General features: G+C 67.6%; 27 protein-coding genes and 1 tRNA gene. 12 read left to right on the forward strand and 16 right to left on the reverse strand.

Features of this window, described 5'->3' with window-relative positions:
* Positions 1-2: 2 nt before the first annotated feature.
* Genes JVH1_RS07360 through JVH1_RS07370 form a run of 3 tightly spaced genes read right to left on the reverse strand, consistent with a single transcriptional unit; the run spans position 3 to position 3,372 of the window.
* Positions 3-788 (reverse strand): 2-keto-4-pentenoate hydratase, encoded by a 786-nt coding sequence (locus JVH1_RS07360; protein WP_009479045.1) that lies wholly within the window; start codon positions 786-788, stop codon positions 3-5.
* Complete coding sequence (locus tag JVH1_RS07365; RefSeq protein WP_009479044.1) at positions 788-2,500, reverse strand: FAD-binding protein; 1,713 nt, start codon at positions 2,498-2,500, stop codon at positions 788-790. Before JVH1_RS07365 ends, JVH1_RS07360 begins: the two co-directional genes overlap by 1 nt.
* Positions 2,497-3,372 carry an alpha/beta fold hydrolase gene (locus JVH1_RS07370; protein ID WP_009479043.1) on the reverse strand — a complete coding sequence of 292 codons (876 nt, stop codon included), beginning with the start codon at positions 3,370-3,372 and terminating at the stop codon, positions 2,497-2,499. Before JVH1_RS07370 ends, JVH1_RS07365 begins: the two co-directional genes overlap by 4 nt.
* Before the next feature lie 197 nt (positions 3,373-3,569).
* Between JVH1_RS07370 and JVH1_RS07375 the strand changes: the two genes are divergently transcribed.
* The gene (locus JVH1_RS07375) at positions 3,570-4,106 is read left to right on the forward strand and encodes a flavin reductase family protein (RefSeq protein ID WP_009479041.1); all 537 of its coding nucleotides are present in this window, start codon (positions 3,570-3,572) and stop codon (positions 4,104-4,106) included.
* 33 nt (positions 4,107-4,139) lie between these two features.
* Here JVH1_RS07375 and JVH1_RS07380 read toward each other — a convergent pair whose 3' ends face one another.
* Complete coding sequence (locus tag JVH1_RS07380) at positions 4,140-5,033, reverse strand: IclR family transcriptional regulator (RefSeq protein WP_011597904.1); 894 nt, start codon at positions 5,031-5,033, stop codon at positions 4,140-4,142.
* A 201-nt stretch (positions 5,034-5,234) separates the two neighbouring features.
* Between JVH1_RS07380 and JVH1_RS07385 the strand changes: the two genes are divergently transcribed.
* Both JVH1_RS07385 and JVH1_RS07390 read left to right on the forward strand, forming a co-directional pair.
* Positions 5,235-6,131 (forward strand): TIGR03619 family F420-dependent LLM class oxidoreductase, encoded by an 897-nt coding sequence (locus JVH1_RS07385; RefSeq protein ID WP_009479039.1) that lies wholly within the window; start codon positions 5,235-5,237, stop codon positions 6,129-6,131.
* A complete protein-coding gene (locus tag JVH1_RS07390) occupies positions 6,128-6,610 on the forward strand; it encodes a nuclear transport factor 2 family protein (RefSeq protein ID WP_009479038.1) in 483 nt (160 codons plus the stop codon). The genes JVH1_RS07385 and JVH1_RS07390 overlap by 4 nt, the downstream gene beginning before the upstream one ends.
* A gap of 69 nt (positions 6,611-6,679) precedes the next feature.
* On the opposite strand, the gene JVH1_RS07395 is transcribed toward JVH1_RS07390, so the two are convergent.
* Positions 6,680-8,143 carry an MFS transporter gene (locus JVH1_RS07395; protein WP_043781866.1) on the reverse strand — a complete coding sequence of 488 codons (1,464 nt, stop codon included), beginning with the start codon at positions 8,141-8,143 and terminating at the stop codon, positions 6,680-6,682.
* Between the two features lie 244 nt (positions 8,144-8,387).
* Here JVH1_RS07395 and JVH1_RS07400 point away from each other — a divergent pair, with 244 nt between their 5' ends.
* From JVH1_RS07400 to JVH1_RS07420, 5 genes are all read left to right on the forward strand, one after another.
* Complete coding sequence (locus JVH1_RS07400; RefSeq protein WP_009479035.1) at positions 8,388-9,323, forward strand: 3-oxoacyl-ACP reductase; 936 nt, start codon at positions 8,388-8,390, stop codon at positions 9,321-9,323.
* A 25-nt stretch (positions 9,324-9,348) separates the two neighbouring features.
* Positions 9,349-10,092 carry an SDR family NAD(P)-dependent oxidoreductase gene (locus tag JVH1_RS07405; protein WP_009479034.1) on the forward strand — a complete coding sequence of 248 codons (744 nt, stop codon included), beginning with the start codon at positions 9,349-9,351 and terminating at the stop codon, positions 10,090-10,092.
* A gap of 24 nt (positions 10,093-10,116) precedes the next feature.
* Positions 10,117-10,950, forward strand: a complete 834-nt coding sequence (locus tag JVH1_RS07410; RefSeq protein ID WP_009479033.1) for a mycofactocin-coupled SDR family oxidoreductase — start codon at positions 10,117-10,119, stop codon at positions 10,948-10,950.
* Between the two features lie 90 nt (positions 10,951-11,040).
* On the forward strand, positions 11,041-11,580 hold the full coding sequence (locus tag JVH1_RS07415) for a MarR family winged helix-turn-helix transcriptional regulator (protein ID WP_011597897.1): 540 nt from the start codon (positions 11,041-11,043) through the stop codon (positions 11,578-11,580).
* A gap of 5 nt (positions 11,581-11,585) precedes the next feature.
* Positions 11,586-12,575 carry a helix-turn-helix domain-containing protein gene (locus tag JVH1_RS07420; RefSeq protein WP_009479031.1) on the forward strand — a complete coding sequence of 330 codons (990 nt, stop codon included), beginning with the start codon at positions 11,586-11,588 and terminating at the stop codon, positions 12,573-12,575.
* On the opposite strand, the gene JVH1_RS07425 is transcribed toward JVH1_RS07420, so the two are convergent.
* Both JVH1_RS07425 and JVH1_RS07430 read right to left on the reverse strand, forming a co-directional pair.
* Positions 12,547-13,149, reverse strand: a complete 603-nt coding sequence (locus JVH1_RS07425) for a metallophosphoesterase (RefSeq protein ID WP_009479030.1) — start codon at positions 13,147-13,149, stop codon at positions 12,547-12,549. The two genes, JVH1_RS07420 and JVH1_RS07425, sit on opposite strands and share 29 nt — an antisense overlap.
* Positions 13,146-13,580: a hypothetical protein gene (locus tag JVH1_RS07430; protein WP_009479029.1), complete on the reverse strand. Its 435-nt coding sequence runs from the start codon at positions 13,578-13,580 to the stop codon at positions 13,146-13,148. Before JVH1_RS07430 ends, JVH1_RS07425 begins: the two co-directional genes overlap by 4 nt.
* 167 nt (positions 13,581-13,747) lie before the next feature.
* Here JVH1_RS07430 and JVH1_RS07435 point away from each other — a divergent pair, with 167 nt between their 5' ends.
* From JVH1_RS07435 to JVH1_RS07445, 3 genes are all read left to right on the forward strand, one after another.
* The gene (locus JVH1_RS07435; protein ID WP_009479028.1) at positions 13,748-14,191 is read left to right on the forward strand and encodes a hypothetical protein; all 444 of its coding nucleotides are present in this window, start codon (positions 13,748-13,750) and stop codon (positions 14,189-14,191) included.
* Positions 14,192-14,345: 154 nt separating this feature from the next.
* Positions 14,346-14,717: a hypothetical protein gene (locus JVH1_RS07440; protein WP_009479027.1), complete on the forward strand. Its 372-nt coding sequence runs from the start codon at positions 14,346-14,348 to the stop codon at positions 14,715-14,717.
* A 21-nt stretch (positions 14,718-14,738) separates the two neighbouring features.
* Positions 14,739-15,515, forward strand: coding sequence for a trans-aconitate 2-methyltransferase (locus tag JVH1_RS07445; RefSeq protein ID WP_009479026.1), 777 nt, complete (start codon positions 14,739-14,741; stop codon positions 15,513-15,515).
* Positions 15,516-15,541: 26 nt separating this feature from the next.
* Here the strand turns inward: JVH1_RS07445 and JVH1_RS07450 are convergent, their stop codons facing one another.
* The 3 genes from JVH1_RS07450 to JVH1_RS07460 all read right to left on the reverse strand — a co-directional run bounded on the left by JVH1_RS07450 (position 15,542) and on the right by JVH1_RS07460 (position 18,087).
* Positions 15,542-16,255, reverse strand: coding sequence for a glycosyltransferase family 2 protein (locus tag JVH1_RS07450; RefSeq protein WP_371112953.1), 714 nt, complete (start codon positions 16,253-16,255; stop codon positions 15,542-15,544).
* Positions 16,256-16,797: 542 nt separating this feature from the next.
* A complete protein-coding gene (locus JVH1_RS07455) occupies positions 16,798-17,655 on the reverse strand; it encodes an alpha/beta fold hydrolase (protein ID WP_157174084.1) in 858 nt (285 codons plus the stop codon).
* Between the two features lie 183 nt (positions 17,656-17,838).
* Positions 17,839-18,087: a hypothetical protein gene (locus JVH1_RS07460; protein WP_009479022.1), complete on the reverse strand. Its 249-nt coding sequence runs from the start codon at positions 18,085-18,087 to the stop codon at positions 17,839-17,841.
* A gap of 675 nt (positions 18,088-18,762) precedes the next feature.
* On the opposite strand from JVH1_RS07460, the gene JVH1_RS07465 reads away from it, so the two are divergent.
* Entirely contained in the window at positions 18,763-19,065 is a 303-nt protein-coding gene (locus tag JVH1_RS07465; RefSeq protein WP_157174083.1) for a hypothetical protein, read from the forward strand.
* 48 nt (positions 19,066-19,113) lie between these two features.
* Here the strand turns inward: JVH1_RS07465 and JVH1_RS07470 are convergent.
* The 6 genes from JVH1_RS07470 to JVH1_RS07495 form a co-directional block, all read right to left on the reverse strand.
* Positions 19,114-19,187: transfer RNA gene (locus JVH1_RS07470), tRNA-Leu, on the reverse strand.
* Between the two features lie 50 nt (positions 19,188-19,237).
* On the reverse strand, positions 19,238-20,182 hold the full coding sequence (locus JVH1_RS07475; protein ID WP_009479020.1) for a Ppx/GppA phosphatase family protein: 945 nt from the start codon (positions 20,180-20,182) through the stop codon (positions 19,238-19,240).
* The gene (locus tag JVH1_RS07480) at positions 20,179-20,733 is read right to left on the reverse strand and encodes a DUF501 domain-containing protein (RefSeq protein ID WP_009479019.1); all 555 of its coding nucleotides are present in this window, start codon (positions 20,731-20,733) and stop codon (positions 20,179-20,181) included. Before JVH1_RS07480 ends, JVH1_RS07475 begins: the two co-directional genes overlap by 4 nt.
* Entirely contained in the window at positions 20,730-21,455 is a 726-nt protein-coding gene (locus JVH1_RS07485) for a septum formation initiator family protein (RefSeq protein WP_009479018.1), read from the reverse strand. The genes JVH1_RS07480 and JVH1_RS07485 overlap by 4 nt, the downstream gene beginning before the upstream one ends.
* A gap of 33 nt (positions 21,456-21,488) precedes the next feature.
* Positions 21,489-22,775 (reverse strand): phosphopyruvate hydratase, encoded by a 1,287-nt coding sequence (gene eno / locus JVH1_RS07490; protein WP_005238851.1) that lies wholly within the window; start codon positions 22,773-22,775, stop codon positions 21,489-21,491.
* Positions 22,776-22,972: 197 nt separating this feature from the next.
* A complete protein-coding gene (locus tag JVH1_RS07495; protein WP_043781923.1) occupies positions 22,973-23,743 on the reverse strand; it encodes a lytic transglycosylase domain-containing protein in 771 nt (256 codons plus the stop codon).
* Positions 23,744-23,977 lie beyond the last annotated feature (234 nt).

Below are 23,977 nucleotides of genomic sequence, written 5' to 3' on the forward strand. Positions count from 1 at the left end.
CTTCACTTGAATTCTACTGATACGGAACCGATGTCACTGAAATCGGCGCGGAACACGTCACCGGGCCGGGCGTCGATCGCGCGGGTGCACGAGCCGGGCAGGATCACGTGCCCGGCCTCGAGTCGCACTCCGAAGCTCGCGACCTTCCGGGCCAGCCAGGCCACGGCCTTCGTGGGATTGCCGAGCACCGCCGACGCCTCGCCCCGCGCGATCTCCTCCTCGCCCTGGAACAGCACGGCGGAGATCCCGCCGATGTCGACGTTCGCCGGCTCCACCCGTCCGGCGCCGAGGATCACGCCTGCCGAGGACGCGTTGTCGGCGATCGTGTCGGCGAGGCCGATCTTCCAGTCCGTGATTCGGGAGTCGATCAGTTCGATGCTGGGAACGATGTATTCGGTGGCCGCCAGCACGTCCTCTTCGGTGCACCCCTCCCCCGGCAGGGTCTCGCCGAGGACGTAACCGATCTCCACCTCGATGCGCGGATAGCAGAACCGGGCGGTGTCGATCGGCGTCCCCTCGGCGTACACCATGCTCGACAGCAGATGTCCGTAGTCGGGCTCGTCCACGCCCATCATCTTCTGCATGACCTCGGACGACAGCCCGACCTTGTGGCCGTACACCGTCTCGCCCGCCTCCCGCCGCGCCCGGATGTTGATCAGCGCGATCTCGTAGGCGTCGACCACGTCGACGCCCGGGAACACGGTGGTCAACGGGTCGATCGGCGCACGGTCCTGTTCGGCGTTCCGCAGCAGGTGGGCGGCGGACAGTCGCTGCGCATCGCTCAGCATCACGCCACCTCTCCCGCACGTGAGTGCTGTCGGGTGGTCCGGGACGCTTCGCGACTCACGTCGGCGACGTGCAGCGCGGCGATGTAGCCGAACACCATGGCGGGACCGATGGTCGCGCCCGCGCCGGCGTATTCGTTGCCCATCACCGACGCCGACGTGTTGCCGGTGGCGTACAGGCCGTCGATGACGGAGCCGTCCTCGCGGAGCACCCGTGCGTCGGCGTCGGTGACGAGGCCGCCCTTGGTGCCCAGGTCGCCTGCCTCGCACCGGATTGCGTAGAACGGTCCCTGGACGATCTCGTCGAGGCACGGATTCTTCATCGTCGGGTCGCCGTAGTACCGGTCGTACGCGCTGTCGCCGCGGCCGAAGTCCTCGTCCTTGCCGGTGCGGGCGAAGCCGTTGAACCGGTCGATGGTCGCAACCAGGGTGTCGGCCTTGACGCCGATCGCATCGGCGAGGTCGCGCAGCGTGTCCGCCTTGTGCACGACTCCGGAATCGTAGAACCCCTGCGGGAACGGCACACCCGGCAGAACCTGCGCGAACGGATACCGCGACTTCGCCTTGCCGTCCATCACGAACCACGCCGGGACGTGACCGCCGTCGAGCTGGTCGTGCACGAAGTTCACGTACGGCGACGACTCGTTGGTGAAGCGTTCGCCGCGACCGTCGACGATCACCGACGGCGGAATGCACCGTTCCGAGACGAGCGGGATCACGGCGCCCATCGGGTGGAACACCGACGGCATCCACCAGGCGTCGTCCATGAGGTCGACCGCCGCGCCGAGCTTCTGGCCGGCGACGATGCCGTCGCCGGTGTTCTCCCTGGCACCGGCACTGACGTCCGGGACGCCGTGCTTGGGCAGGTATTTCGCGCGCATGTCCTGGTTGTGGTCGAATCCGCCGGTCGCGAGCAGCACGCCGCGACGCGCCCCGATCCGGACCGTCCGTCCGTCGCGTTCGGCGAGAACACCGACGACTGCTCCGGTGCCGTCGACGATCAGTTCCGTCATCGACGTCTTCAGCCACAACGGCACTCCGGCGTCCTTGAGGACCATCCGCATCCGCGCCACGAGTGCCCGGCCGCCTGTGGCCATGTGGCGTCGGCGGATCACGTTGGACGCCACCCGCCACGCCGCGACGAGGGATGCCTTGCGGCCCTTCCAGGTGCGCTTGACCATGGCGAGGTCGTGGTAGTCCTTGGACGTGACCCACAGTCCGAGCGGGCCCTTCATGCTGTTCGGACGCTGGTACTGCTCGTCCTCTTTCAGCGCCCGGGTGTCGAACGGCGTGCATTCGATGGTGCGCCCGAGCGGTCGGCCGCCGTCGTACTCCGGGTGGTAGTCGGAGTAGCCCTTCACCCAGTAGAGCTTCATGTGCGGGCTGCGGTCGAGCAGTTCCATCAGCTCGGGGCCCTTGTCGACGAACGCGTCGAGCCGGTCGGCGGGAACCGTGCCCTCGGTGATGATGTCGAGGTAGCGGCGGATCGACTCCCGTGAGTCGATCACGCCCTTCTCCCGCAGCGTCGGGGCGTTGGGAATCCAGATGCCGCCCCCGGAGATGGCGGTGGATCCGCCGAACGTGGCGCCCTTGTCGATGACGAGAGTGTCGATTCCCCGGTCGGCGGCGGTGATCGCCGCGGCCATGCCGCCGCCACCGCTGCCGACGACGAGGAAATCGACTGTGGTGTCGAAGGTTTCTTCGGTGCCGCTCATCGTCCGCTGCCGTCCTTGCGGAGCAGGAAGGCGAGGACGGCACTCTCGAACGCCGTCTTCTGTTCGATCATCGCCCAGTGCCCGCAGTTCGGGAACACGTGCAGTTCCGCCCGGGGAATCGACCGCATCGGGATGATCGCCATGTCCAGCGGGCTGACTCGGTCGTCGCGACCCCACGTGAGCAGTGTCGGTGCCTTCACCTTGTGCAGCTGAGCCCAGTACGGGGCCGCGTCGGATTCGAGTGCGGCCCGGGCTCCGGCCTCGAACGCCGCCTTGCTGTACATCTTGCGGGCGCTGGCGAGAGTCTCGGGATCGGTGGCCTGCGTCCAGCGTTCCTCGATCAGTTCCTCGGTGACCATCGCGGGGTCGAACACCATCGAGTGCAGCCACGCGATCAGTCGTTCCCGGGTGGGGTCGTCCGTGAACTCCATCAGGAGGTTGATGCCCTCACCGGGGCCGGGGCTGAAGAGGTTCCTGCCGATGCCGCCGATGGTGATCAGCTTGCCGACCCGGTCGGGGTGCGCGATGGCGAACTGGGTGGCGACGATGCCGCCCATCGAGTTTCCGAGCATCGCCACCTCGTCGAGCCCGAGCCCGTCGAGGAAGCGGAGCACCGCGTCGCCTGCGGTGAGCATCGGATGGCCGCCGAAGTCGTCGCTGACCCCGAATCCCGGGAACTCCAGGACGAAGGTGCGGAAGTGCTCGGCGAAGACGCCGAGGTTGCCGCGGAAGTTGCGCCACCCCGTCACGCCGGGGCCGGAGCCGTGCAGCAGCAGAAGAGGCGGGCCGTCGCCGGCCTCGTGGTAGCGAAGCACGCCGAGGTCGGTCTTCAGCTCCTTCAGGGTGCCCTCGTAACTCGAGTCAGTCGTCATGGTCGGTCACGTTGCCAGCGCGCTCCCGGCTCGGACAGAAGCGATCCCGGTCAGCGAGACATCGCCCTGCTCGCGCAGGCAACGGCCGGGGATTTCCACTGACCGAGACGGCATCTCGTGACCGTTCGGCACCGCCCCTAGCCTCGGGGACGATCGTCGAACGGGTCGGCGACGGAACAGCAATCGGAGGCGGTCTGATGGCAACCGAACCGGCCGGCGCCCAGTCCGGGACACGCTCGGACGCACCGTCACCGGACGAGATGCGCCGTGCCCTCGGCCAATTCGCCAGCGGAGTGACGGTGGTGACCGGCCTCGACACCGAGGGTCCGGTGGGTTTCACGTGTCAGTCGTTCGCGTCGGTGTCCCTGGAGCCGCCGTTGATCCTGTTCTGCGCCGATCACCGCGGGCGGGCATGGCCGCGCATCCGGCGGTCGGGGCGTTTCTCGATCAACGTGCTGCGCGAGGACCAGACGGATCTCTGTTTCCGGTTCGGCTCGAGCCGGGGCACCAAGTTCGACGGGCTCGCCTGGGAGCCGTCGCGGTGGTCGACGCCGTCACTGCCGGGGGTCCTCGTGCGCGTGCACGCGGACGTGCAGTCGGTGCACACCGCCGGCGACCACGACGTCGTGATCGGACGGGTCCGGGAACTCGAATCGGTGTGCGAGGAGCGGCCGATGGTGTTCTTCCGGGGCGGGTTCGGCCTCGACGCCGCTCCGCTACCCGTGCGCGCGTAACGAGTCCAGAGACTCCTCACGCGCGCACGGGCGCTACAGCCATTGACCGGACTGCACCGCGAGGAGCTGGTCCAGCGTCTCGGTCGACCACGAGCTGTCCGGGATCTCCGGGGTCCGGCGGCCGCGACGGGGTGTTCCCAGTTCGGGGTGGAGCGTCCGGGTGACTTCCCGGGCGGCGTCGACGACGAGCGGGGCGACGCGTTCGAGTTGGACGGTCCGCGCGTCGCCGCACAGCGAGATGCCGGCCACCGGCCCGTCGGCGCTGCGGACCGCGACACCGACGCACCCGATTCCGCGCACCGCCTCCCCTCGCTCGAACGCGAGGCCGCGGCGCTGCCGGATCCGGTTGAGCTCCTGGTGCAGTGTGGACAGTTCGGTGATCGTGCGGTCCGTGCTCCGGTTGAGCCGCGGCCCGTACATGCCGTCGACCTCCTCCGGGTCGACCCACGCCAGCATCGCCTTGCCGCCCGCCGTCGTGTAGGCGGGCACGCGCCCACCCACCCGCGACGGCAGGCTTGCGGCCATCCGTCCGCCCACCTTGTCCAGGTACACGCTCTCCGCGCCGTCCAGCACGGCCAGGTGCACCACCATTCCGGTCTGCATGTGCAGGTCGTGCAGCAGCGGGGCCGCCGCGGCCCGGACCTGGCTGTGCCCGTTGTCGCCGCCGCCGAGACCCATCGCGCGCCGTCCGAGGCAGTAGCCGAAGCTGGCGTGGTCGACCCAGTCGAGGCGAACCAGCTGGTCGAGGATGCGGTGCACCGTGGACCGCGGTAGCCGGGTGCGGCACGCGACCTCCTCGAGGGTCAGGCGTGACGTGCGGCCGTCGAACGCGTCGAGGATCAGCGTCATCCGCTCGACCATCGACGGTGGCAGATCCTTCTTCGCAGCGGGTACCGACAGTGCATCATCCGAATCGACGACAGTCATCGACGCCTCCAAATATCCTGGTCACACGCATACGCCCGACAAAAATTGAAATGAATTCTTAAAATGTACCAGCCGTGCCCGCCGCGGGGAAGAAATCGGACAATCGCCGCGTCCGGTCAGCGGGAATGCCCGCGCGACCCGCGGGCACCTCCAGTACAACGGTGACGACAGACCGACCCCCGACAGCGGAGTAACCACCTGATGCACATAGGAATCGCGCCACCCATCGTCATCGCGCACCCCGCGGTCCGCGCGGACTGGGAACTCGGCGCCGGCATCGCGGAGTTGACCGCGATCGCCCGCACGGCCGACCGCCTCGGCTACCACCACCTCACCTGCAGCGAGCACGTCGCCGTCCCCACCGACGTCGCGGTCGAGCGCGGCGGTACGTACTGGGACCCGCTCGCGACCCTCGGGTTCCTCGCCGCCCAGACCACCGGCATCCGCCTCGCCACCCAGGTCTTGGTGCTCGGCTATCACCACCCCCTCGAGATCGCGAAGCGCTACGGCACGCTCGACGTCGTCAGCGGCGGCCGACTCGTCCTCGGGCTGGGCGTGGGCAGCCTGCGCGAGGAATTCGACCTGCTCGGCGCCCATTTCGACGACCGGGGCGCCCGCGCCGACGACGCCCTCGCGGCGCTCCGTGCGTCGCTGTCGCAACCTCGGCCCGAGTACCACGGCACGTTCTACGACTTCGACGGCGTCGTCGTCGAACCGCACGCCGTCCAGCCGCGGGTCCCGCTGTGGATCGGGGGACGGACTCTGCGGTCCCTGCGCCGCGCGGTGACGCTCGGCGACGGGTGGGTGCCGTTCGGTCTCTCGCTCGACGAGTTGTGCACGCTGCTCGCCAGAGTCGACCTCCCCGAGGGTTTCGAGATGGTCCTCAGCGCGGGCGCGCCCCTCGACCCGATCGGCTCGCGCGACACCGTGACCCGCGCCCTCGAACGACGACGCGACGCCGGCACCACCGTCGTCAGCGCCACCCTCGCGTCCACGAGTGCAGCCCACTACTGCGAGCAACTGGAGGCCCTCCGGCAGCTGGGCGACGAACTCGGCCTCTCCTTCCGCACCGCAACCGAAGACAGGATCCGTCCATGACCGGCACCGAAGAACTCGTCCGCGCACTTGCCGAACGCGTCACCGCGCTCGAAGACAAGCTCGCCATCCTCGAGCTGATGACCGCCTACGGTCCCGCCATCGACAGCGGTTCGGCCGACGCGGTCGCGCGTCTGTGGACCGAGGACGGTGTGTACGACGTCGACACCGGGGTGATGCGCGGGCATGCGGCCATCACGGCGATGGTGCAGTCGCAGGCGCATCAGGGCTGGATCGGCGGCGGCTGCGCGCACATGCTCGAGCCCGGGCACGTGCGCGTCGACGGTGACACCGCGGTGGCCACGTGCAAGTCGCAGTTGATCATTCACGACGACGACGGATTCCGCGTCCACCGGATCACCGCCAACCGGTGGGAGCTCGCCAAGATCGACGGCGAGTGGAAGGTGACCCGGCGCGTCAATCGGTTGCTCGACGGTCGCGAGGAGGCGCGCATCCTGCTGGCGGCGGGTGTGCGCGCCTGAACACTGGCTCTGCCACACCGACACGAGGCCCGCAGATGCTGCGGGCCTCGTGGTCGGGCAAGGAAACTGTCAGGCGACCATCTCCGACTTCGGCGACGCCACGTCGACCGGACGCTCGATCTTGTTGCGGATGAGGAGAAGTCCCATCACCGAGGCCAGCAGTCCGGCGACGGCGAGGGTGAAGAAGGCGTAGACGAAGCCCTTCTCCGAGTACTGCGCGGCGCGGCCCACCAGGACAACACCGGGGATCGCGACGATGGCGATCATCACCTGACTGCCGATCGCACTGCCCAGCGAGCCGGACAGGTTCAGCATCCCGCCTGCGATCCCCTGTGTCTGCGCGGGCACGGTGCGCATGATGAGGTTCGGCAGCGTCGCCGATGCGGAACCGAGCCCGAGGCCGATCACCAACTGCCCGAACATCATCTGGACCGTCGAGTCGTGCAGGGTGGCGAGCAGGAACGATCCGAGCGCGAGGGACGCGCCGCCGAACACCAGAACCGGTGCCGGGCCGATGCGGCGGGTGAAGTATCCGCCGACCGGGCCCGCGATCATCGACACGACGCCCGTGGGGACGGTGTAGATGGCGACGGCGAGTGCGGTGACTCCGAATCCGTAACCGAGACCGAGGTCGGGATCGGTCATCACGAACATCGGGATGAGCATCGAATGGCTGACCAGGACGAACTGGACGAAACCGCTGGCGGCCAATGTTTTCGCGACGGGTCCGTGCTTCAGCATCTGCAGGTCGATGAGCGGTTCCTTCGGCGTGCGTTCGTAGAGCAGCCAGCCGGCGAGGATGGCGAGCCCGCCGCCAACGCACAGCAATGTCTGCGGGGCCGTGTAACCCCACGCGGTGGCCTTGCCGATACCGAACAGCAGCACGAAGGCGCCGAGGCCGAGGATGGCCGCGCCGAGCACGTCCAGCTTCGATCGCGTCCGCAGCGTGGTCTCGGGAACGAAGATCGCGACCGCGATTCCGACGACCGCCACGTGGAGGAGTTGCGCCCAGAACACGCCGGTGTAGCCGAAGTGGTCGATGAGGTAACCGCCGATGATCGGGCCGAGGATGGTGCTGGCGCCCATTCCGGTGGCGACGAATCCCACGGCCACGGGAATGATCGACGGGGGCAGGATGTCTCGGATCAAGCCGTAGGCGAGCACGAGGATCGCCATGCCCGCACCCTGCAAGCCGCGGCCCACGAGGAAGAGTTCGAAGTTGGGGGCCAGCGCGCCGAGTAGTGAACCGGCACCGAACACCGCGGCGGACACGAGCATCATCCGCTTCTTGCCGTAGATGTCGCCGAGTTTGCCGACGAGCGGAGTCGAGGCGGCGAGCATCAGGGTGACGATCGTGATCACCCAGCCGACGTTCGCGGTGCCGAAGTGTTTCGCGATCTCCGGCAGCGCCGGGGTGACGAAGTTGTAGGCGAGCGGGATGACTTCGACCAGAAGGATGATCAAGGCCAGCAGGGCGAACGCCTTCCCGCGTGAGAGCGGTGCGCGCTCCGCCTCACCTGGGGACAGGGGCATGTTATGCATATGTGGCTCCGGGGGATTCGAGAGGATCAGCACGCCCAACCTGGCATGCCGTCCAGTGACGTCGACCACAGTTCCCACTCACCGAGACCTGCCCGCAGCCGGTGCCGTCGATGCCTAATCGGCAGGAAAACTAGAAAACATTCCTCCATCAGATCGCGCCCTACTGGTGGTTGAGCAGTAGTTCGTGCGATAGAACTAGAATGAAATCTACTTCTTCTCGCAATCAGGAGTTCCCATGACGGAATCACTCAGCCTCGCCGGACGCACCGCCGTCGTCACCGGCGCGGGCGCAGGCCTCGGCCGGGCCGAAGCCCTCGCACTCGCCGCCGCAGGCGCGGCAGTCGTCGTCAACGACATGGGCGACGGCGCACACGCGGTGGCCGCGGAGATCGCGGCGGCCGGCGGCCGCGCCACCGCCGTGACCGGCGACGTCTCCGACTGGTCGCTGGGCGAACGCCTCGTGCACGAGGCCGTCCGCACGTTCGGATCGATGGACATCCTCGTCAACAACGCCGGAATCCTGCGCGACAAGATGATTTTCAACCTCTCCGAATCCGACTGGGACGACGTCATCCGCGTCCATCTCAAGGGGCACGCCGCCACCTCGCGCGCCGCCGCCGTGCACTGGCGCGAGGCGAGCAAGACCGCCGGAGGCCCCGTGTACGGGCGGGTCGTCAACACGTCGTCCGAGGCGTTCCTGTTCGGATCGGCGGGCCAGCCCAACTACTCGGCCGCGAAGGCCGGGATCACCGCGCTCACACTGTCGACGGCACAGGGCCTGTCGCGTTACGGGGTGCGCGCCAACGCGATCTGCCCGCGCGCCAGGACGGCCATGACCGCCGACGCGTTCGGCGAGAACACGGCCGACGCGGGACTCGACCCCCTGTCCCCCGACCGGGTCGCCACCCTCGTCCACTACCTGTCCTCCCCCGCCTCCGAGGAGGTCAACGGGCAGGTGTTCGTCGTGTACGGCAAGATGGTCGCGCTGATGGCGGCGCCGAAGGTCGAGAACCGCTTCGACGCAGCAGGTTCCGCCTTCTCACCCGAGGAGCTCGAGGATCGTCTCACACCCTATTTCGCCGGCCGCGGACCGCACGAGAACTATGCCGCGTTCAGCGTCGCCGAACTGGAGAAGGTCGCGCTGGCGACCGGCGACACCGCCGGTGTCTGAGCCACACCCGCAGAAGGAGCACACGATGAGGTTGCACGGAAAGACGGCGATCGTGACGGGCGGCGCCGGAGGCATCGGCCGGGCCGTGACGACGGTGTTCGTCCGCGAGGGCGCCAACGTCCTGTTCGTCGACATCGACGACGAACGCGGCAAGGATCTCGAGCTGGAACTGGGATCGTCCGCTCGCTTCCTGAACGCCGACATCTCCCGGCGCGAGTCCGCGGAGCAGATCCGGGACGCCGCCGTCGCCGCGTTCGGATCCGTGGACGTGCTGGTCAACAACGCCCACGCCTCCCGGCAGGCACTGCTGATCGACCACACCCAGGAGATGTTCGACCTCTCGTTCCGGACCGGGTTCTATCCGGTCGTGCACCTCATGCAGGCCTGCTACGAGCAGTTGAAGGCGGCGAACGGGTCGGTGATCAACTTCGCGTCCGGGTCCGGGCTCGACGGCATGCCCACCCAGACGTCGTACGCCGCGGCGAAGGAAGCGATCCGCGGCGTCAGCCGGGTGGCGGCCAACGAGTGGGCTGCCGACCAGATCCGGGTGAACGTGATCTGCCCGTTCGCCGCGACCGAGGGCGTCCTCGCCTGGCAGGAACGATTCCCCGACCGTGCCGCCGCGTCCGTGGCGAAGGTTCCGCTCCAGCGGATCGGCGATCCCGAGACCGATATCGCGCCCGTAGCGGTGTTCCTCGCGTCCGAAGATTCGCGGTACATGACCGGACAGACACTGATGGCGGACGGCGGCAGCATCAAGCTGCGCTGATCCGCCCCGGACAGGAGAACGACGATGGAAGACTTCGAAGGCCGGGTCGCCCTGATCACCGGCGGCGCCCGAGGCCAGGGCCGCAGCCACGCGGTCGCACTGGCCGAGCGCGGAGCAGACATAGTTCTGTGCGACCGCTGCGAGGACAGCCCGGCGGTGAACTATCCCCTGGCCACCGCCGCCGACCTCGGCGAGACCGCGGAGCTGGTGCGCGCCACCGGTCGCCGGTGCATCACCGCCGAGGCGGACACCGCCGACCGGGCCGCGATGGACGCACTGATCGCGGAGGCGGAGTCCGAGTTCGGGCGGATCGACGTCGCGGTCGCGAATGCCGGCGTCTCGGTGGCCGCCCCGGTGCAGTCGCTCACGCAGGAGCAGTGGTCGGAGGCGATCGGTTCCAACCTCACCGGCGTCTTCAACACCGTGGGAGCGGTGGCGCCCGGCATGATCCGGCGGGGATACGGCCGGATCATCACCATCTCGTCGATGCTCGGCCGGGCCGGCAACACCAACATGGCCGCGTACGCGGCGTCGAAGTGGGGCGTCATCGGGCTCACCAAGAGCGCGGCGCTCGACCTCGCCCCGCACGGCATCACGGTGAATGCGATTGCGCCGGGCAATATCTCGACACCGATGATTCACAATGACGCCCTCTACCGGATGATGCGACCCGACCTCGAGGCGCCCGCAGCGGAGGACGTGGAACCGGTGTTCCGCAGCCTGCACGCCCAGCCCGTGGCGTGGCTGGACGCCGCCGAGATCACCCGGGTCGTGCTGTTCCTCGCCGCCGAGGGCAGCGCACACATCAGCGGTATCGTCCTGCCCGTCGACGCAGGCAATGCCGCGCGCGGCCTGTGAGTACTTATTAACCGCCCGACGTTAACAAGTACTCACGGGCGCCATTGGTCAAGGCTTTGATTACACCCATTCGGCCGCTAACCTGTGGTCATGCCCGAGGAGACGACCGACCAGAGCAACCTGGACTTCCTGTCCTTCGTGGACTTCGCGGTGGGCAAGACCGTCGACGAACTGCCCGAGGTCGATCCGGTGTCGATGCGGCTGGTTCTCGCACTGCACCGCGTGACCAGTGCCCTCGTCTACGACCTCGAGTCGACGGTCCACCGGCCCAGCGGGTGGAGCTGGCCCGGATTCCGCGTGCTGTTCGTGTTGTGGCTCGCCGGACCGTGCGAAGCCAAGCGGGTGGCCTCGCTGTCCGGGATGAGCAGGTCTGCCGTGTCGGCGCTGGTGAACACGCTCGAGCGCGACGGTCTCGTGACGCGGCGACCGTCCGCCGGCGACCGCCGGGCGGTCGACCTCGAGCTGACCGACGCCGGACACGACGCCATCGTCAGCACGTACTCGGCGCACAACAAACGCGAGCAGACGTGGACCGAGACGCTGACACCGTCGGAACGGCTCGTCCTGATCGGGTTGCTGGAGAAGCTGGCGTCGGGCACCGCCGCCCGCGAAGCCGTCAAACGCAATTGAGACAGATGGTGGCCGCGAGCAGTGTCATTCGTCCGGCGGCACAGCGCCTCGTCTCGTTCGACGAGTTCCGCGAGGCGGTGAGCGACGCGTTCGTCCCCCTCGAGATTACGTCGACAGACCACGACGACTTCCGTGGCGTCGTCCGCGGCGTGACGGTCGGCGCGGTTCGGATCAGCGAGGTCACGGCCGCCCCGCACGTCATTCGGCGAACGCCCCGGACCATCCGCGCCGCGAACCCCGACTACTTCAAACTCGGACTGCAGGTGCGCGGGAACAGCATCCTGAGCCAGGACGGCCGCGAAACCGCGCTCACCCCCGGCGACTTCGCGATCTACGACACGACCCGGCCGTATCAGCTGTCGTTCGACGACCGGTTCCGGATGCTGGTCGTGATGTTCCCCCGGCACCTCCTCCGTGTTCCGCCCGACGGCGTCGCCCAGCTCACCGCACGCCGAGTGCCGGGCAGGCAGGGCCTCGGCGCCGTCGTCACCCCGCTGTTGCGCGGGCTCAGCGAACAGATCGCCGACGCCTCACCCACCGTCGCGGTGCACCTCGGCGATGCCGTCCTCGATCTGGTCGCGGCCGCGTTCGCCGAGCAACTTCACCTCGCCGGCGGGGTGCTCCCGCAGTCGCGCGGGGACGCATTGCTCGCCAGGGTCACCGCCTTCATCGACGAGCGGCTCGCCGACCGGGACCTGGATCTGCACTCGATCGCCGCCGCGCATCACATCTCGGTGCGGCACCTGCAGAAGATGTTCGAAGCCGACGGCGACACGGTCAGCGGATGGATTCGACGCCGCCGCCTCGAGCAGTGCCGACGCGATCTCGCCGACCCCAGTTACCGCGACCTACCCGTCTCGGCCATCGGTGCCCGCTGGGGTTTCGCCGACGCCGCCCACTTCTCCCGGCTGTTCAAGAACGCGCACGGATCGACGCCCGGCCGATACCGTGCCGACGCCACACCGGTCACCGAATCGACGCGCCCGACTCGATGATCTCCGCGATCTCGTCGACGTGCACGGGCCTGCGCCAACTGTCCCAGCCGACGTGGATCTGCCGCGGATGCACGGACGGATCGAGCACGCCGTCCTGGTGAGTGTGCCCGTGCAGCAACCAATCTCCCTCGTCCTGCAGCCGGTACTTCACGCCCCGGTCCTCCGCGGTGTGGTCGCCGACGTACGGGAAATGCGAGAGCAGGACGGTCTCGCTCGCGATCTTCCGCCGCGCGAACAACTGCACCGACGCGAACGTCTCCAGGAACACCCGTTGCCGGATGTGACTGTTGCGGTTCGCCATCGGGTGACACGAGTCGTGATTGCCGGGGATCAGATGCAGTTCGACGTTCCGCTTCCGTGCGAACTCGCCCAGTGCGCGCAGCGCCCAGTCCTCGGCGGTCTTACCTCCGACGGTGAGGTCGCCGAGTATCCAGAGTTGATCGCCGCTCCCGACGGCGGCGCCCAACGCGTCGAGGATGGATTCGTCGTGCGCATCGATCTCCGAGTCGAAGCCCCGGATCTCCACCAGCCGTGCGTGACGAAGGTGCAGATCGGACGTGAACCACACGCTCATGCCAGGAACCGCGACCGCAGTTCCGCGAAGAACGCCGCCGACAGCCGCTCGAAGTCGTCGGCGCTCACACGGATCCGGTCGCCGATCTCGAGCTTCAGAACGGACTGGCCGGAGACATACTTCAGGACGCTGATGCCGCGCAGGACACCGCCGTTGTTCATCAACGAGTCGGCGACGATCTCGACTTCGTTGAGCGGGTTCCCGTCCTTGCCCGTCACCGCCCGGATCCGGTGGACGAAGTAGCGGTCCAGCACCAGGACCATGTTGTCGAAGAACAGTGGCTCGAAGTCCTCGAGTGCGGCGAAGACCTTCTTGCCCGTGACCTCGCCCGCAATCGCCCCCTTCAGCGACGTGTACGCGGCGACCTGCTCCGCGACGGACGCCTCGGCGTGATCGATTTCTTCCTTCGTGTAGTTCTTCCGTCCGAGCACTTCGCCGTCTCCTTCGATGCACCGGGTGTCGGATCGACACGCCGAACTCCCAGACCAGCAGTGTTCCACCTTCCACATCCCAGCAGATGAGGGTTCGAGGTGCGATACTCCCGGGTGGCTCCTGCCTCGTATCACCCGGCAACCGAGAAGTCCGGAAGGATGCACCAATGAAGGTCACGATTGCACGAACCGTAGGTATCGCCGCCGCTGTCGCCGGCGCGAGTCTGCTCGCCGCCCCCACCGCGTCCGCGGCACCCGAAGACCTCACGGTCGGTATCGGCGTCGACGGGAATGTCGTGGTGATGGACGTCCGGTACGCCGCCCCCGGGGCAGTGGTGTGCGTGATGAACGTCCGGTCCGTCGACGGAACCGTTTCGGCCGCCACCGTGGGCCCGGCCACCGTAATGGGCGGAGACGACGGCGAGCTCAGGGCCACCCTCGACCCCGGCGAGTACGCGGTGCAATGGTCCTGCTCGAGCGTGCCGTCGTTCGAACAGTGGGGAAGCATCCCGCCGCTGACCAACGGCACCGTCGAACCCACCGTCGTCACCGTCACCGAGACGTCGGGACCGGGCGGCGGAGGCTCGTCCGGCAGCCCGTTCGGCAGCTGACGGACCGTACGTACGTGACCGGCAAAGCGTGTTCGAGCACTCTTTCTCACTCACGTACGCGGGAATGGCGAACTTCTTGGACCGGTGCGTAACGAAACCGCTGCGATTGGGGATTGACAGTACGGAATCCCGCAACGGACAGGAACCCTCCGCCATGGCTACCGTCACGCACATCGATATCGCTCGCGCCCGCCGCTCCCGTCGGGTTCTCTTCATCGGCAACCCCACGCGGTACAAAGAGGTGTCGCACTGGGCGATGGTCAAGCAGTGGATGGTGGTCCACGGACTCGAGCCCGTCCGGAAGATGGACGGCCCCGCACTCTGCGCGATCGTCACCGAGGACGTCCTCGACGGGGTCGGCTCACCCCAGGACGCACTGACCGTTCAGCACGCCCGTGAGCAGGGCATACCGGTCATAAGCGTCCACGACAGCACCCAGATCTGGCAGGCCACTGCCCGCGTCCGCGCGTCCATCGCGCGGGCCGGGGGCGGCGCACACTCGAGCCCGCACCACCAGGGCGCCTGAGGTAGGCCGGGCCCGGCCGTCATGGTCGATTGGGACGGCGAAGGCTACGCCGACGTCGGCGCCCTCCAGCGCGCCGTCGCGGAGGAGTCGATCGCGGAACTCGCCCTCGCGGGCAATGAACGGGTGCTCGACGTGGGATGCGGCGACGGATTCGTCACGCTCCGAATCGCGGAACGCCTTCCCGGCGGTTCGGTGGTCGGAGTGGACGCATCGCCGCGGATGATCGCGAAGGCCAAATCCAGAGTCTTGCCGGACGGCACCCGCGCCGAGTTCCGTATCGCCGACGCACGCGCCCTCCCGTTCGACGGCGAGTTCGACGTCGCGGTGTCGTTCAACGCGCTGCACTGGGTCCCCGACCTGCAGGTGGCATTGGCCGGAATCGCCCGCAGCGTCGTGAACAGCGGACGTGTGATCATCCAGATGGTGTGCGCGAGCCCGCGGATGAGCGTCGAGGACGTGATGATGGCCATCTCGGCGCGCCCACGGTGGGCGGAGTTCTTCACCGACTTCACGGCGCCGTTCATCCACGTCGAACCGGACAAGTTCCGCGACCTCGCGAAGGCAGCAGGACTCGCCACCACCGACCTCATCGTCCGCGACGTCGAATGGGATTTCGGTTCCCGGGAGGAATTCGCGCGGTGGTGCACCGTCGGATCCACCGACTGGACCACGCACCTCGACGACGCAGCCGTGCCGGAGTTCATGGACGACGTCGTGCGCGAGTACGAGCGGATCTCCGGACGCCCCGGACTGTTCCTGTTCACCCAGATGCGGGCAGAACTCGTCCGAGCGTCCTGACAGCAGCGTGCGGCGGCAGGTCGTCCTCAGGCCGACACTTCCTCGGCCAGTGCCCGGGGCTCCGGCGCTTGCTTGAACTTGTCGCGCCATTTCCTCCCGTAGACGGTGCTCATGCCGCCCCGCAAACCACGAATTGCATCGAACAGATAGCGGAGATTGTGTGTGTTCGCGGTGGCGGTCTTTCTGCCAAGATGATTCATATACGACATCTCGGTGAGGTAGATACCGAAGCCTGCGTCCGCCACTCGCAGGCACCAGTCCAGATTGGCGCCCCACCCGTACTTCCCGAATGTGCGTTCATCGAGTTCGCCGGCGGCCTCCCAGGCGCCCGCGCTGATCATCATGGCCGTGCCGTCGAAACAGGGCACCTGCCAATAGCGGTCGACCGGCTCGTACTCGGCTGCGGGGCCGTCGAATTCGGCCTTCTGCCAACCATGCCCCCCGGTGTCGTCGTACACCGGGCCGATGAGACCCGCGTCGCCCGGCAATCTCTCGTCGAGCACACCGGCGAAGAATCCCGGCGACAGGCGGGTGTCGTTGTTCAGCGTCATGGCGTGGGTGTAGCCCTCACGGAACGCGATGCGAAATCCCAGGTTCGAACCGCCGGCCCACCCGAGGTTCGTCCCCGGCGTGATGACGCGCTCGGCCTCGTACGGCACGTAATCGCCGCGGTTGTCGACGACGAGAACGTCGACCAGATCCGACTCACGCAGAATCTCGGGAATGAGATCGTGTGTCATCTCGATCTGGCCGAACACCGGGACTACTACAAGACATCTGTTTGCCGAGCTTCGTGGGCTCACTGTCGATCTCCCCATTTCTTGCGGCTGATCTGCTCGAACGGTGCGCCGAAGCGCCAGGTACTCCCTGCTTGAACCGACCTGCTCCCCCAGAATGTACAGAACCGACCGGTCAGCTTCCACAGGAACTTCTCAGATTCACCCGTTCGGTCGACACCGGACCGTGTGAGAGACCGCGAACCAGGGCAGCGAACATCCTCGGGACTCCACGTGAGGTCGCCGGTAAGCCGCGCGAATATGGGCAACGGCATCTGACCGCTGACCCGCACATAGCCGCTGACGGTGGTGGTGCCCCCAAGTCGGACTCGAACCAGACACTTGGCGGGTGTTGGTTCACGTGAAATATCACCTGGGAGAATGGGCGTCAAACCTGGGCTTTTACCTGCGATGTCTATCTGTCCAGTTGGATGGACGACACTTCACGACACCGCTCAACCGCGTTCAAAGCGGTGAATAAACGGTGAAAGTTGACCACTAACGCCCTAAACACCAGACACACTCAGCCGGCGCACCAGCGACCGGATCTCGTCGACCACCAGATCCGGCTCCTCGAACTGCACGTAGTGACTGCGACCTGCCGCGTACACGTGCCGGCCGTGCGCGGACAACTCCGCGGCCCGTCGGTGCGCGGCGCCGAGCACGTCGCGCTCGCAGCCCTGCTTCGTGGGGATACGGTTCGAGGAGATCGTGGTCAGTGGCACCGCCGGAATGTGCGGTCCTGTCTCGTGCAGGGCGGTGAAGCTGCTGCGGAAATTGCGCCACTCCTGTCGGGCCGCCCGGGTGGACTTGACGGTCGACCCCTCGTCGACCGCGGTGCGGAGCGCGTCCCCGGTCAGGGTGCGGTAGTAGGACCGCTCGAGTAGCGGACCGAGCAGACCGAGGCGGGACAGGACGACCTGGGCGCCGTAGAGCGCCGACGCTCCGCGCATCGCGGCCATCATCTTCCGGGGTGGCACGATCTCGGATACCTCGTCGACGAGGACCACCCCCATCACCAGGTCAGGTCGGCAACGGGCGGCCAGGCGCACCAGAGGTCCCCCGTAGCTGTGCCCGACCAACACGCACGGCCCGTCGGCCGCGGTGTCGAGGACAGCGAGGTGGTCGTCGAGCAACCGGCGGATGCCGCGTCCCTCGTCGTCGGGGTCGCTGAGCCCGTGCCCGGCCCGGTCGTACACGACGGTGCGGGCGAACTCGGCAACCTCGGGCTGCACCCGCGCCCACGTCGACCGGCTCTTGCCGAGGCCGGCCTCGAAGAACACCGTGACCGGGCCGGACCCGGCCGTCGAGTAGTGCAGTCGTCGCCGACCACGGGAGACGAAATGGGACACGGGGGAACTCATGGAGGGCTCTTTACTTCTTCGTTATCAATGGACGTCGCCTACGTATCGGATGTACCACGCCTCCGCGTTACCGGCCAATCGTCCCGAGAATCAGGGACCTTGGTCACTATCACCTTGGTGTCCCCTGGAAGACGACGAAAACCCCCGCCCTCGGAAGGGTGGGGGCGGTTGTCGGACCGTTGGCTACTGGTAGTACAGGTACGTGTTCGTCGAGGACACGTACGAATACGTGCCGCCCGTCTTGCGGACCCGCATCCAGACGTTGTAGCCGTCCGCCAACGCGGATGCGGCGATGGTGCCCGTGATGACACCCGTCGTGATGCCACCGGACGAGATCGTGCCTGTGGCGGCGACCGTCGATGCACCGCGCATCAGTTCGACCGTCATGGCCTCCCCGGACAGGGCGCCCTGCAAGGTCAGCTGACCCTTCACGGGTGACCGCACCAGCTGTGATCTGGCCCCGTGCGACGAGCTTGTCGGACGTGATGACCGTCGACGTGAACCCGGGGCGTGTCGTCCAGGCCACGACCGTCCGATCGGCGGTTCCGTAGATCGCCTGCCTTCCGGTGTTGTTCATGCCCATCGAGAAGGTGTCGCCCGCGAGCTCCACGGTCGACCCCGCCTTGAAGATGTTTGTGCCGGCAAAGCTGGAGCTTGCGTAGACTTCGACGCGAATATCGCCGCCGGGGTGGGTGATCGACACGTTCTGCAGGTTGTACATGTTGTAGTACACATCCTGCTTCGTCGCGAGTACGGCACCGTTCGACACCGCGATGATCCGCACGCCGAAGGTGTCGACCTCGTACCCGTGCGTGATCTTCGTCCACACCTTGCGGGTGCCGGCGGGTATCGAGCTGAACACGTTCGATGCCACCGTCGTGGCCGGGCACCCCTCGGTGAGCGCCGCCCAACCGGGCGGGTTCAGCCACGTCAATGTTGCGCCCGTAGTCCGCCGAAAGCGAGATACCGAAGCGCGGCGGGTTGGTCGTAATCTGAGGCGCACGAGCGGACCCGTTCGCAGTCACTGCGGGCGGGTCGATCGTCGCGTTCCTGATCCCGGTCACCACAGGGGTGTTCGCGGAGGAGGAAGCCGTCGCCTTCACTGCGGTGACCTTGCTGGTGGCCGTGAGGGTGGGCACACCCGCCGCCGAATTGGCGGGGTTTCACGTGTTCCGAAACGTCGCGATCCTCGTGCACCGGGAGGCGACCCTCGCCGAGGCGGCCGGGCTGTTGGGGCACTCGACGTCGGGGATGACCGAGTGGCACTACGCGGAGCGCGCCGTCGACGCCCCCGATCTGACTTTGCTCGAGCAATTCGCCGAACAGGTCTCGACGGCGACCCCGACGATACCGAGGAGGACGACGAAACCGGTGGTCATGACGATTCCGAAAGCGGTGAATAAACGGTGACTATTCACCGCTTTCGGTACCGAATTCCAGCGTTTCCGCTGGTCACGGTGCCCCCAGTCGGACTCGAACCGACACTGTGCGGATTTTAAGTCCGCTGCCTCTGCCAATTGGGCTATAGGGGCTACCGGTCGCCGAGGGTGTCGCTCGGCGACCGTGCGCAGATCACCCTAACTCAGGCGATCGACAATGCGATTCCGTCGAGGATGTCGTGTTCGCTGACGACGAGTTGGTCGATGCCGGCCTTCTTCTCGAATGCGTCGGCCAGTGTGAGGGTCACGATCGCGCCGCCGCCGATGACGTCGACCCGCCCCGGGTGCATCGGGCCGAGCGCGGCCCGTTCGGTGTGGGTCATGGCGATCAGCGAGTCGCAGACCTCCCGCAGCCGGGGCATCGGTATGCGGGAGAGATGCACCTGCTCGGCGTCGTATTCGGGCAGTTCTTTGGCGAGTGCGGCGATGGTGGTCATCGTTCCGGCGACGCCCACCCAGGTGTGGGCCTGTTCGACGGGGACACGCGCGAACGCCTCGCCCAGGCGCTCCTGTGCGAACGCGCGGGCCTCCTCGACCTGTGCGGGGGTCGGCGGATCGTCGTGGAGGCAGCGCTCCGTGATGCGCACGCACCCGATGTCGGTGGAGAAGGCGGCGTGGACGCCTGATTCGTCGCCCAGCACCACTTCGGTGGAACCGCCGCCGAGGTCCACGACCACGAACGGTCCCTGCGACGGATCGAGTTCCCCGACGGCCCCGTTGAACGACAACCGTGCTTCCTCGTCGCCGGTGATGACCTCGGCTCCGGCGCCGGGGATGACGGCGCCCAGCACCTCGCGGGTCATCGAGAAGAAGTCTTCCCGGTTGGACGCGTCGCGGGTGGCGGACGTGGCCACCATGCGGATGGCTGTGGCGCCGGCGTCCGCGATCATTCCGGCATACTCGCTCAACGCGATTCGGGTGCGTTCGATGGCCTCGGGCGCCAGGCGCCCGGTGGCGTCCACGCCCTGTCCCAGCCGAACGACGCGCATCTCGCGACACACGTCGTGCAGTGCGCCCTGCTCGTCGACGTCGGCGACGAGCAGACGGATCGAGTTCGTGCCGCAGTCGACGGCGGCGACGCGCGTCACTGCTCGGGACTTTCGACGTCGTCGATGCCGGGCCAGTCCGCGGGAATCGCGGTGCCCCTCAGCTTTCCGCCTGCCGCGGACGCGGCCAGTGCCACCGATTCGTCGCCCAGCGGGTTGACGCCCGGCCCCTTCGCCAACGAGTGGGCCATCAGCACGTGCAGGCATTTGACGCGCTCGGGCATTCCGCCGCCGGTGAAGTCCGTTCCGAGGGGCTCGATGGCGTCGCGCTCGGCGAGATACGACTCGTGGGCGCGCAGGTACGCAGCCGCGAGCTCCGGATCCTGTCCGAGACGCTCGGTCATTTCACGCATGACCCCGGCGGACTCCTGCCGGCTGGCTTCCGCGGTCAGTCGCGGATCGGTCAGGTAGTACAGCGTCGGAAACGGTGTTCCGTCCGGAAGTTTGGGCGCGGTCTTCACGACGCCGGGCGTGCCGTCGGGACTGCGGTACGCGATCTCGAGCACTCCACGCGGTTCGCGGCCCAGCTGGGCGGCGACGGCGTCGAGGTCTTCCTGCGGCACGGGGCTGGACGGGTCGGACGAAGTGGTCACCCGGTGGGTTCTCCTGGTTCTGGCGATACGGGCGGCGGCACCATGGGGGGCGCCGGAGCCGGTGCCGGCTGCACCTCGGGCGCGGCCGGCGGTTCTGAAATGGTCTTCCACAGGTCGGAGTACCAGGGGCCTGCCATCTCGGCGTCCTTCTCCTCCGGCTTCTCCGGTTCCTTGTAGTCGCCGGGCAACTGCACCTGGAACGGGGTGTCGCCGGGCTTCACCCACCGGAGCCGGCCGCGTGCCTGCGCCTCGATGTAGGCGGGGTCGGAGTATCGCTCCTCGAGTATCCGCAGTTCCTGCAGATCCTTCTCGAGCTGAACCTGTTCCGCCGCAATACGATCCGCTTCCCCACGCTGGGTGAGGTAGTTGCGCAGCGGAACCGCGAGGGTGAGCGCGAGAAGCAGCACGACCATGACGAGGACGAGCGCCTTGCCCGTCGACAGTCCGAGGATCGTGTGCTCGGAGCGAATTGCGCGGGCGGCCCCGGTCGCGCCCACCCGTCTCGGGCGGGCGCGACCGGGGAGCACCTTGCCGGTGTCGGCGCCGTCGACGGCGTCCGGTTTGCCGTCGGCCTGCCCCGGCGTCGTCGACTTGGTGGTGCGGGGGCGCCGCGCTCCGCCGGGAGTGCCGTCCGCCCGGTTTCCGCGGGCCCGTTCACCACGCCCGGAGCCCCGGCCGCCCGGACTTGCTCCGGACGACCGCGGCCTGCCGCGCTGTGCCACCTACCCCAACACCCCTTACTCGACTGTCGAACGTCAGCCTTCGAACGCGAACCGCGGGAAGGCGACCTCGCCGGCGTAGCGGGCGGCGTCGCCCAGGTTCTCCTCGATGCGCAGCAGCTGGTTGTACTTGGCGACGCGCTCGCTGCGGGCGGGGGCACCGGTCTTGATCTGACCGCTGCCCACGGCGACCGCGAGGTCGGCGATGGTGGTGTCCTCGGTCTCACCGGACCGGTGGCTCATCATCGTCTTGTAGCCGTTGCGGTGCGCGAGATCGACGGCGTCGAGGGTCTCGGTCAGCGTGCCGATCTGGTTGACCTTCACCAGCAGCGCGTTCGCGGCGCCCTTGACGATGCCCTCTTCCAGACGCTCCGGGTTGGTGACGAACAGGTCGTCACCGACGAGCTGGACCTTGTTACCGATCTGATCGGTCAGGGCGACCCAGCCGTCCCAGTCGTCCTCGTCCAGCGGGTCCTCGATGGACACGATCGGGTAGGCGTCGACCAGCTCGGCGTAGAACGCCGACATCTCGGCCGCGGTCCGGTTGCTGCCCTCGAACTTGTAACCGGTGCCGTCGGTGTAGAACTCGGTGGCGGCGACGTCGAGTGCCAGTGCCACGTCGGTGCCCAGGACCAGGCCCGTCTTGCCGATGGCGACGCTGATCAGGTCCAGTGCTTCCTTGGTGCCCGCGACGTCGGGGGCGAAGCCGCCCTCGTCACCGAGACCGGTGGCCAGGCCCTTCTCCTTCAGCACCGACTTGAGGGCGTGGTACACCTCGGCGCCCCAGCGCAGCGACTCCTTGAACGTGGCGGCACCGATCGGGGCGACCATGAACTCCTGGACGTCGACACCGGTGTCGGCGTGCGCGCCACCGTTGAGGATGTTCATCATCGGGACAGGAAGGACGTGGGCGTTGGGGCCACCGACGTAACGGAAGAGATCCAGACCCGACGACTCGGCGGCCGCGCGGGCCACCGCCAGGGACGCACCCAGGAGCGCGTTGGCGCCCAGACGCGACTTGTCCGGGGTGCCGTCCGCGTCCAGCAGGGCCTGGTCAACGGTCCGCTGCTCGGTGGCGTCGATCCCGATGATGGCCGGAGCGATCTCGCTCAGGACGGCCTCGACGGCCTTCTCGACACCCTTGCCGCCATACCGGTCGCCGCCGTCACGCAATTCGACGGCCTCGTGCTCACCAGTCGATGCGCCCGACGGAACCGCGGCGCGAGCGAAACTTCCGTCGTCGAGCAGCACCTCGACCTCCACCGTGGGGTTACCACGGGAATCGAGGATCTCACGGGCTCCGACCTGCTCAATGATGGACACTTGCTGATTCTCCTTATATGGGCTTCGCACTGTGCACCGACCGATCCGATCGTGCCAGGGACACCAGATCGTGCCAGCACACAGCGTAACGGCACACCGAAACCGGCGGGGGATGGCGCGCCCCGCGGCCGGGCGATCCGCCCGCGCGACACCTTTCGATGTGGCGTCGATCACGTCACGAACCGGCGGCGGAAGGATTACGGGCGCACCCCGACCGAGTAGGCGGACGCCCGGTCACGTACCAGCGTGAGGTACTCCCCCGAGAGGTTGTAGGCCATCAGCGCCGACTGCCAGCCCTCCGCAGCGGTGAGGTCGCCGCCCCGCTCGCAGAGGTAGCGGGCGGCAGTCAGCGCCGCGTCGTCGATGTTGTCGGCGTCGGCCACGCCGTCACCGTTGGCGTCGACCCCCCACCGCTTCCAGGTCTCGGGAATGAACTGCAGGGGTCCCATCGCGCGGTCGTGCACCGGATCGCCGTCCATCGCCCCGCCGTCGGTGTCGGGGATTTCGGCGACACCAGGGCCCCCGTCGAGGGGGATGCCCCGGATCTCGGGCGTCACCTGACCAGTGGGCCCGACCGTCGAACCGGCGTGGGTGCCGTGCCGGCTCTCCACGCTCGCGATTCCGGCGAGGGTGGTCCACCCGATCCCGCATTCCGGCTTCGTCTCGGCCATCACCGTCGCCGCATAGCCGTACGCCTCGAGCGCGGTACTCCCGACGCCGATCGAGTCGGCCAGTTCGGCGGACCATCCGTGCAGTTGATCCGCCGAACGTCCCGGTGCGTTGATGTCGATCGGCGGGGTCGCCGCCCCCGGCCCGGGCGGGATGCCTTCCGGTATCGCGATCCTCGGTTGCTGTTCCCGCGAGCACGCGCCGTAGGCGAGAACCACGACAACCGTCGCCGCGAGAAGAGCGAACAGCGGTCCGGGCCATCGGGAACGACGTTTCGGACGCACGGGATATCGGTTCACGTCTCCATCATCCACACGAAACTCGTCGATCCGGCCACCCGAGACCGCTCCCACACCGAGCCGGGTCACGGCGTGACAACACACCAAAGGTAAAGGGTTGTAAAAGTGCTGGTGAGGGGTTCTTCGGACAAGGAGGCGCGGTGTATGTTTTCCACAGGCCTAAGGTTCGCCTTGCCTATCGCAAGGTTGCCTACCCAACCTTGCGGACCACTCGGCTCGACCTCGCCTCGCCCA

Source organism: Rhodococcus sp. JVH1, assembly GCF_000280725.2.
GTDB lineage: Bacteria > Actinomycetota > Actinomycetes > Mycobacteriales > Mycobacteriaceae > Rhodococcus_F > Rhodococcus_F jostii_A.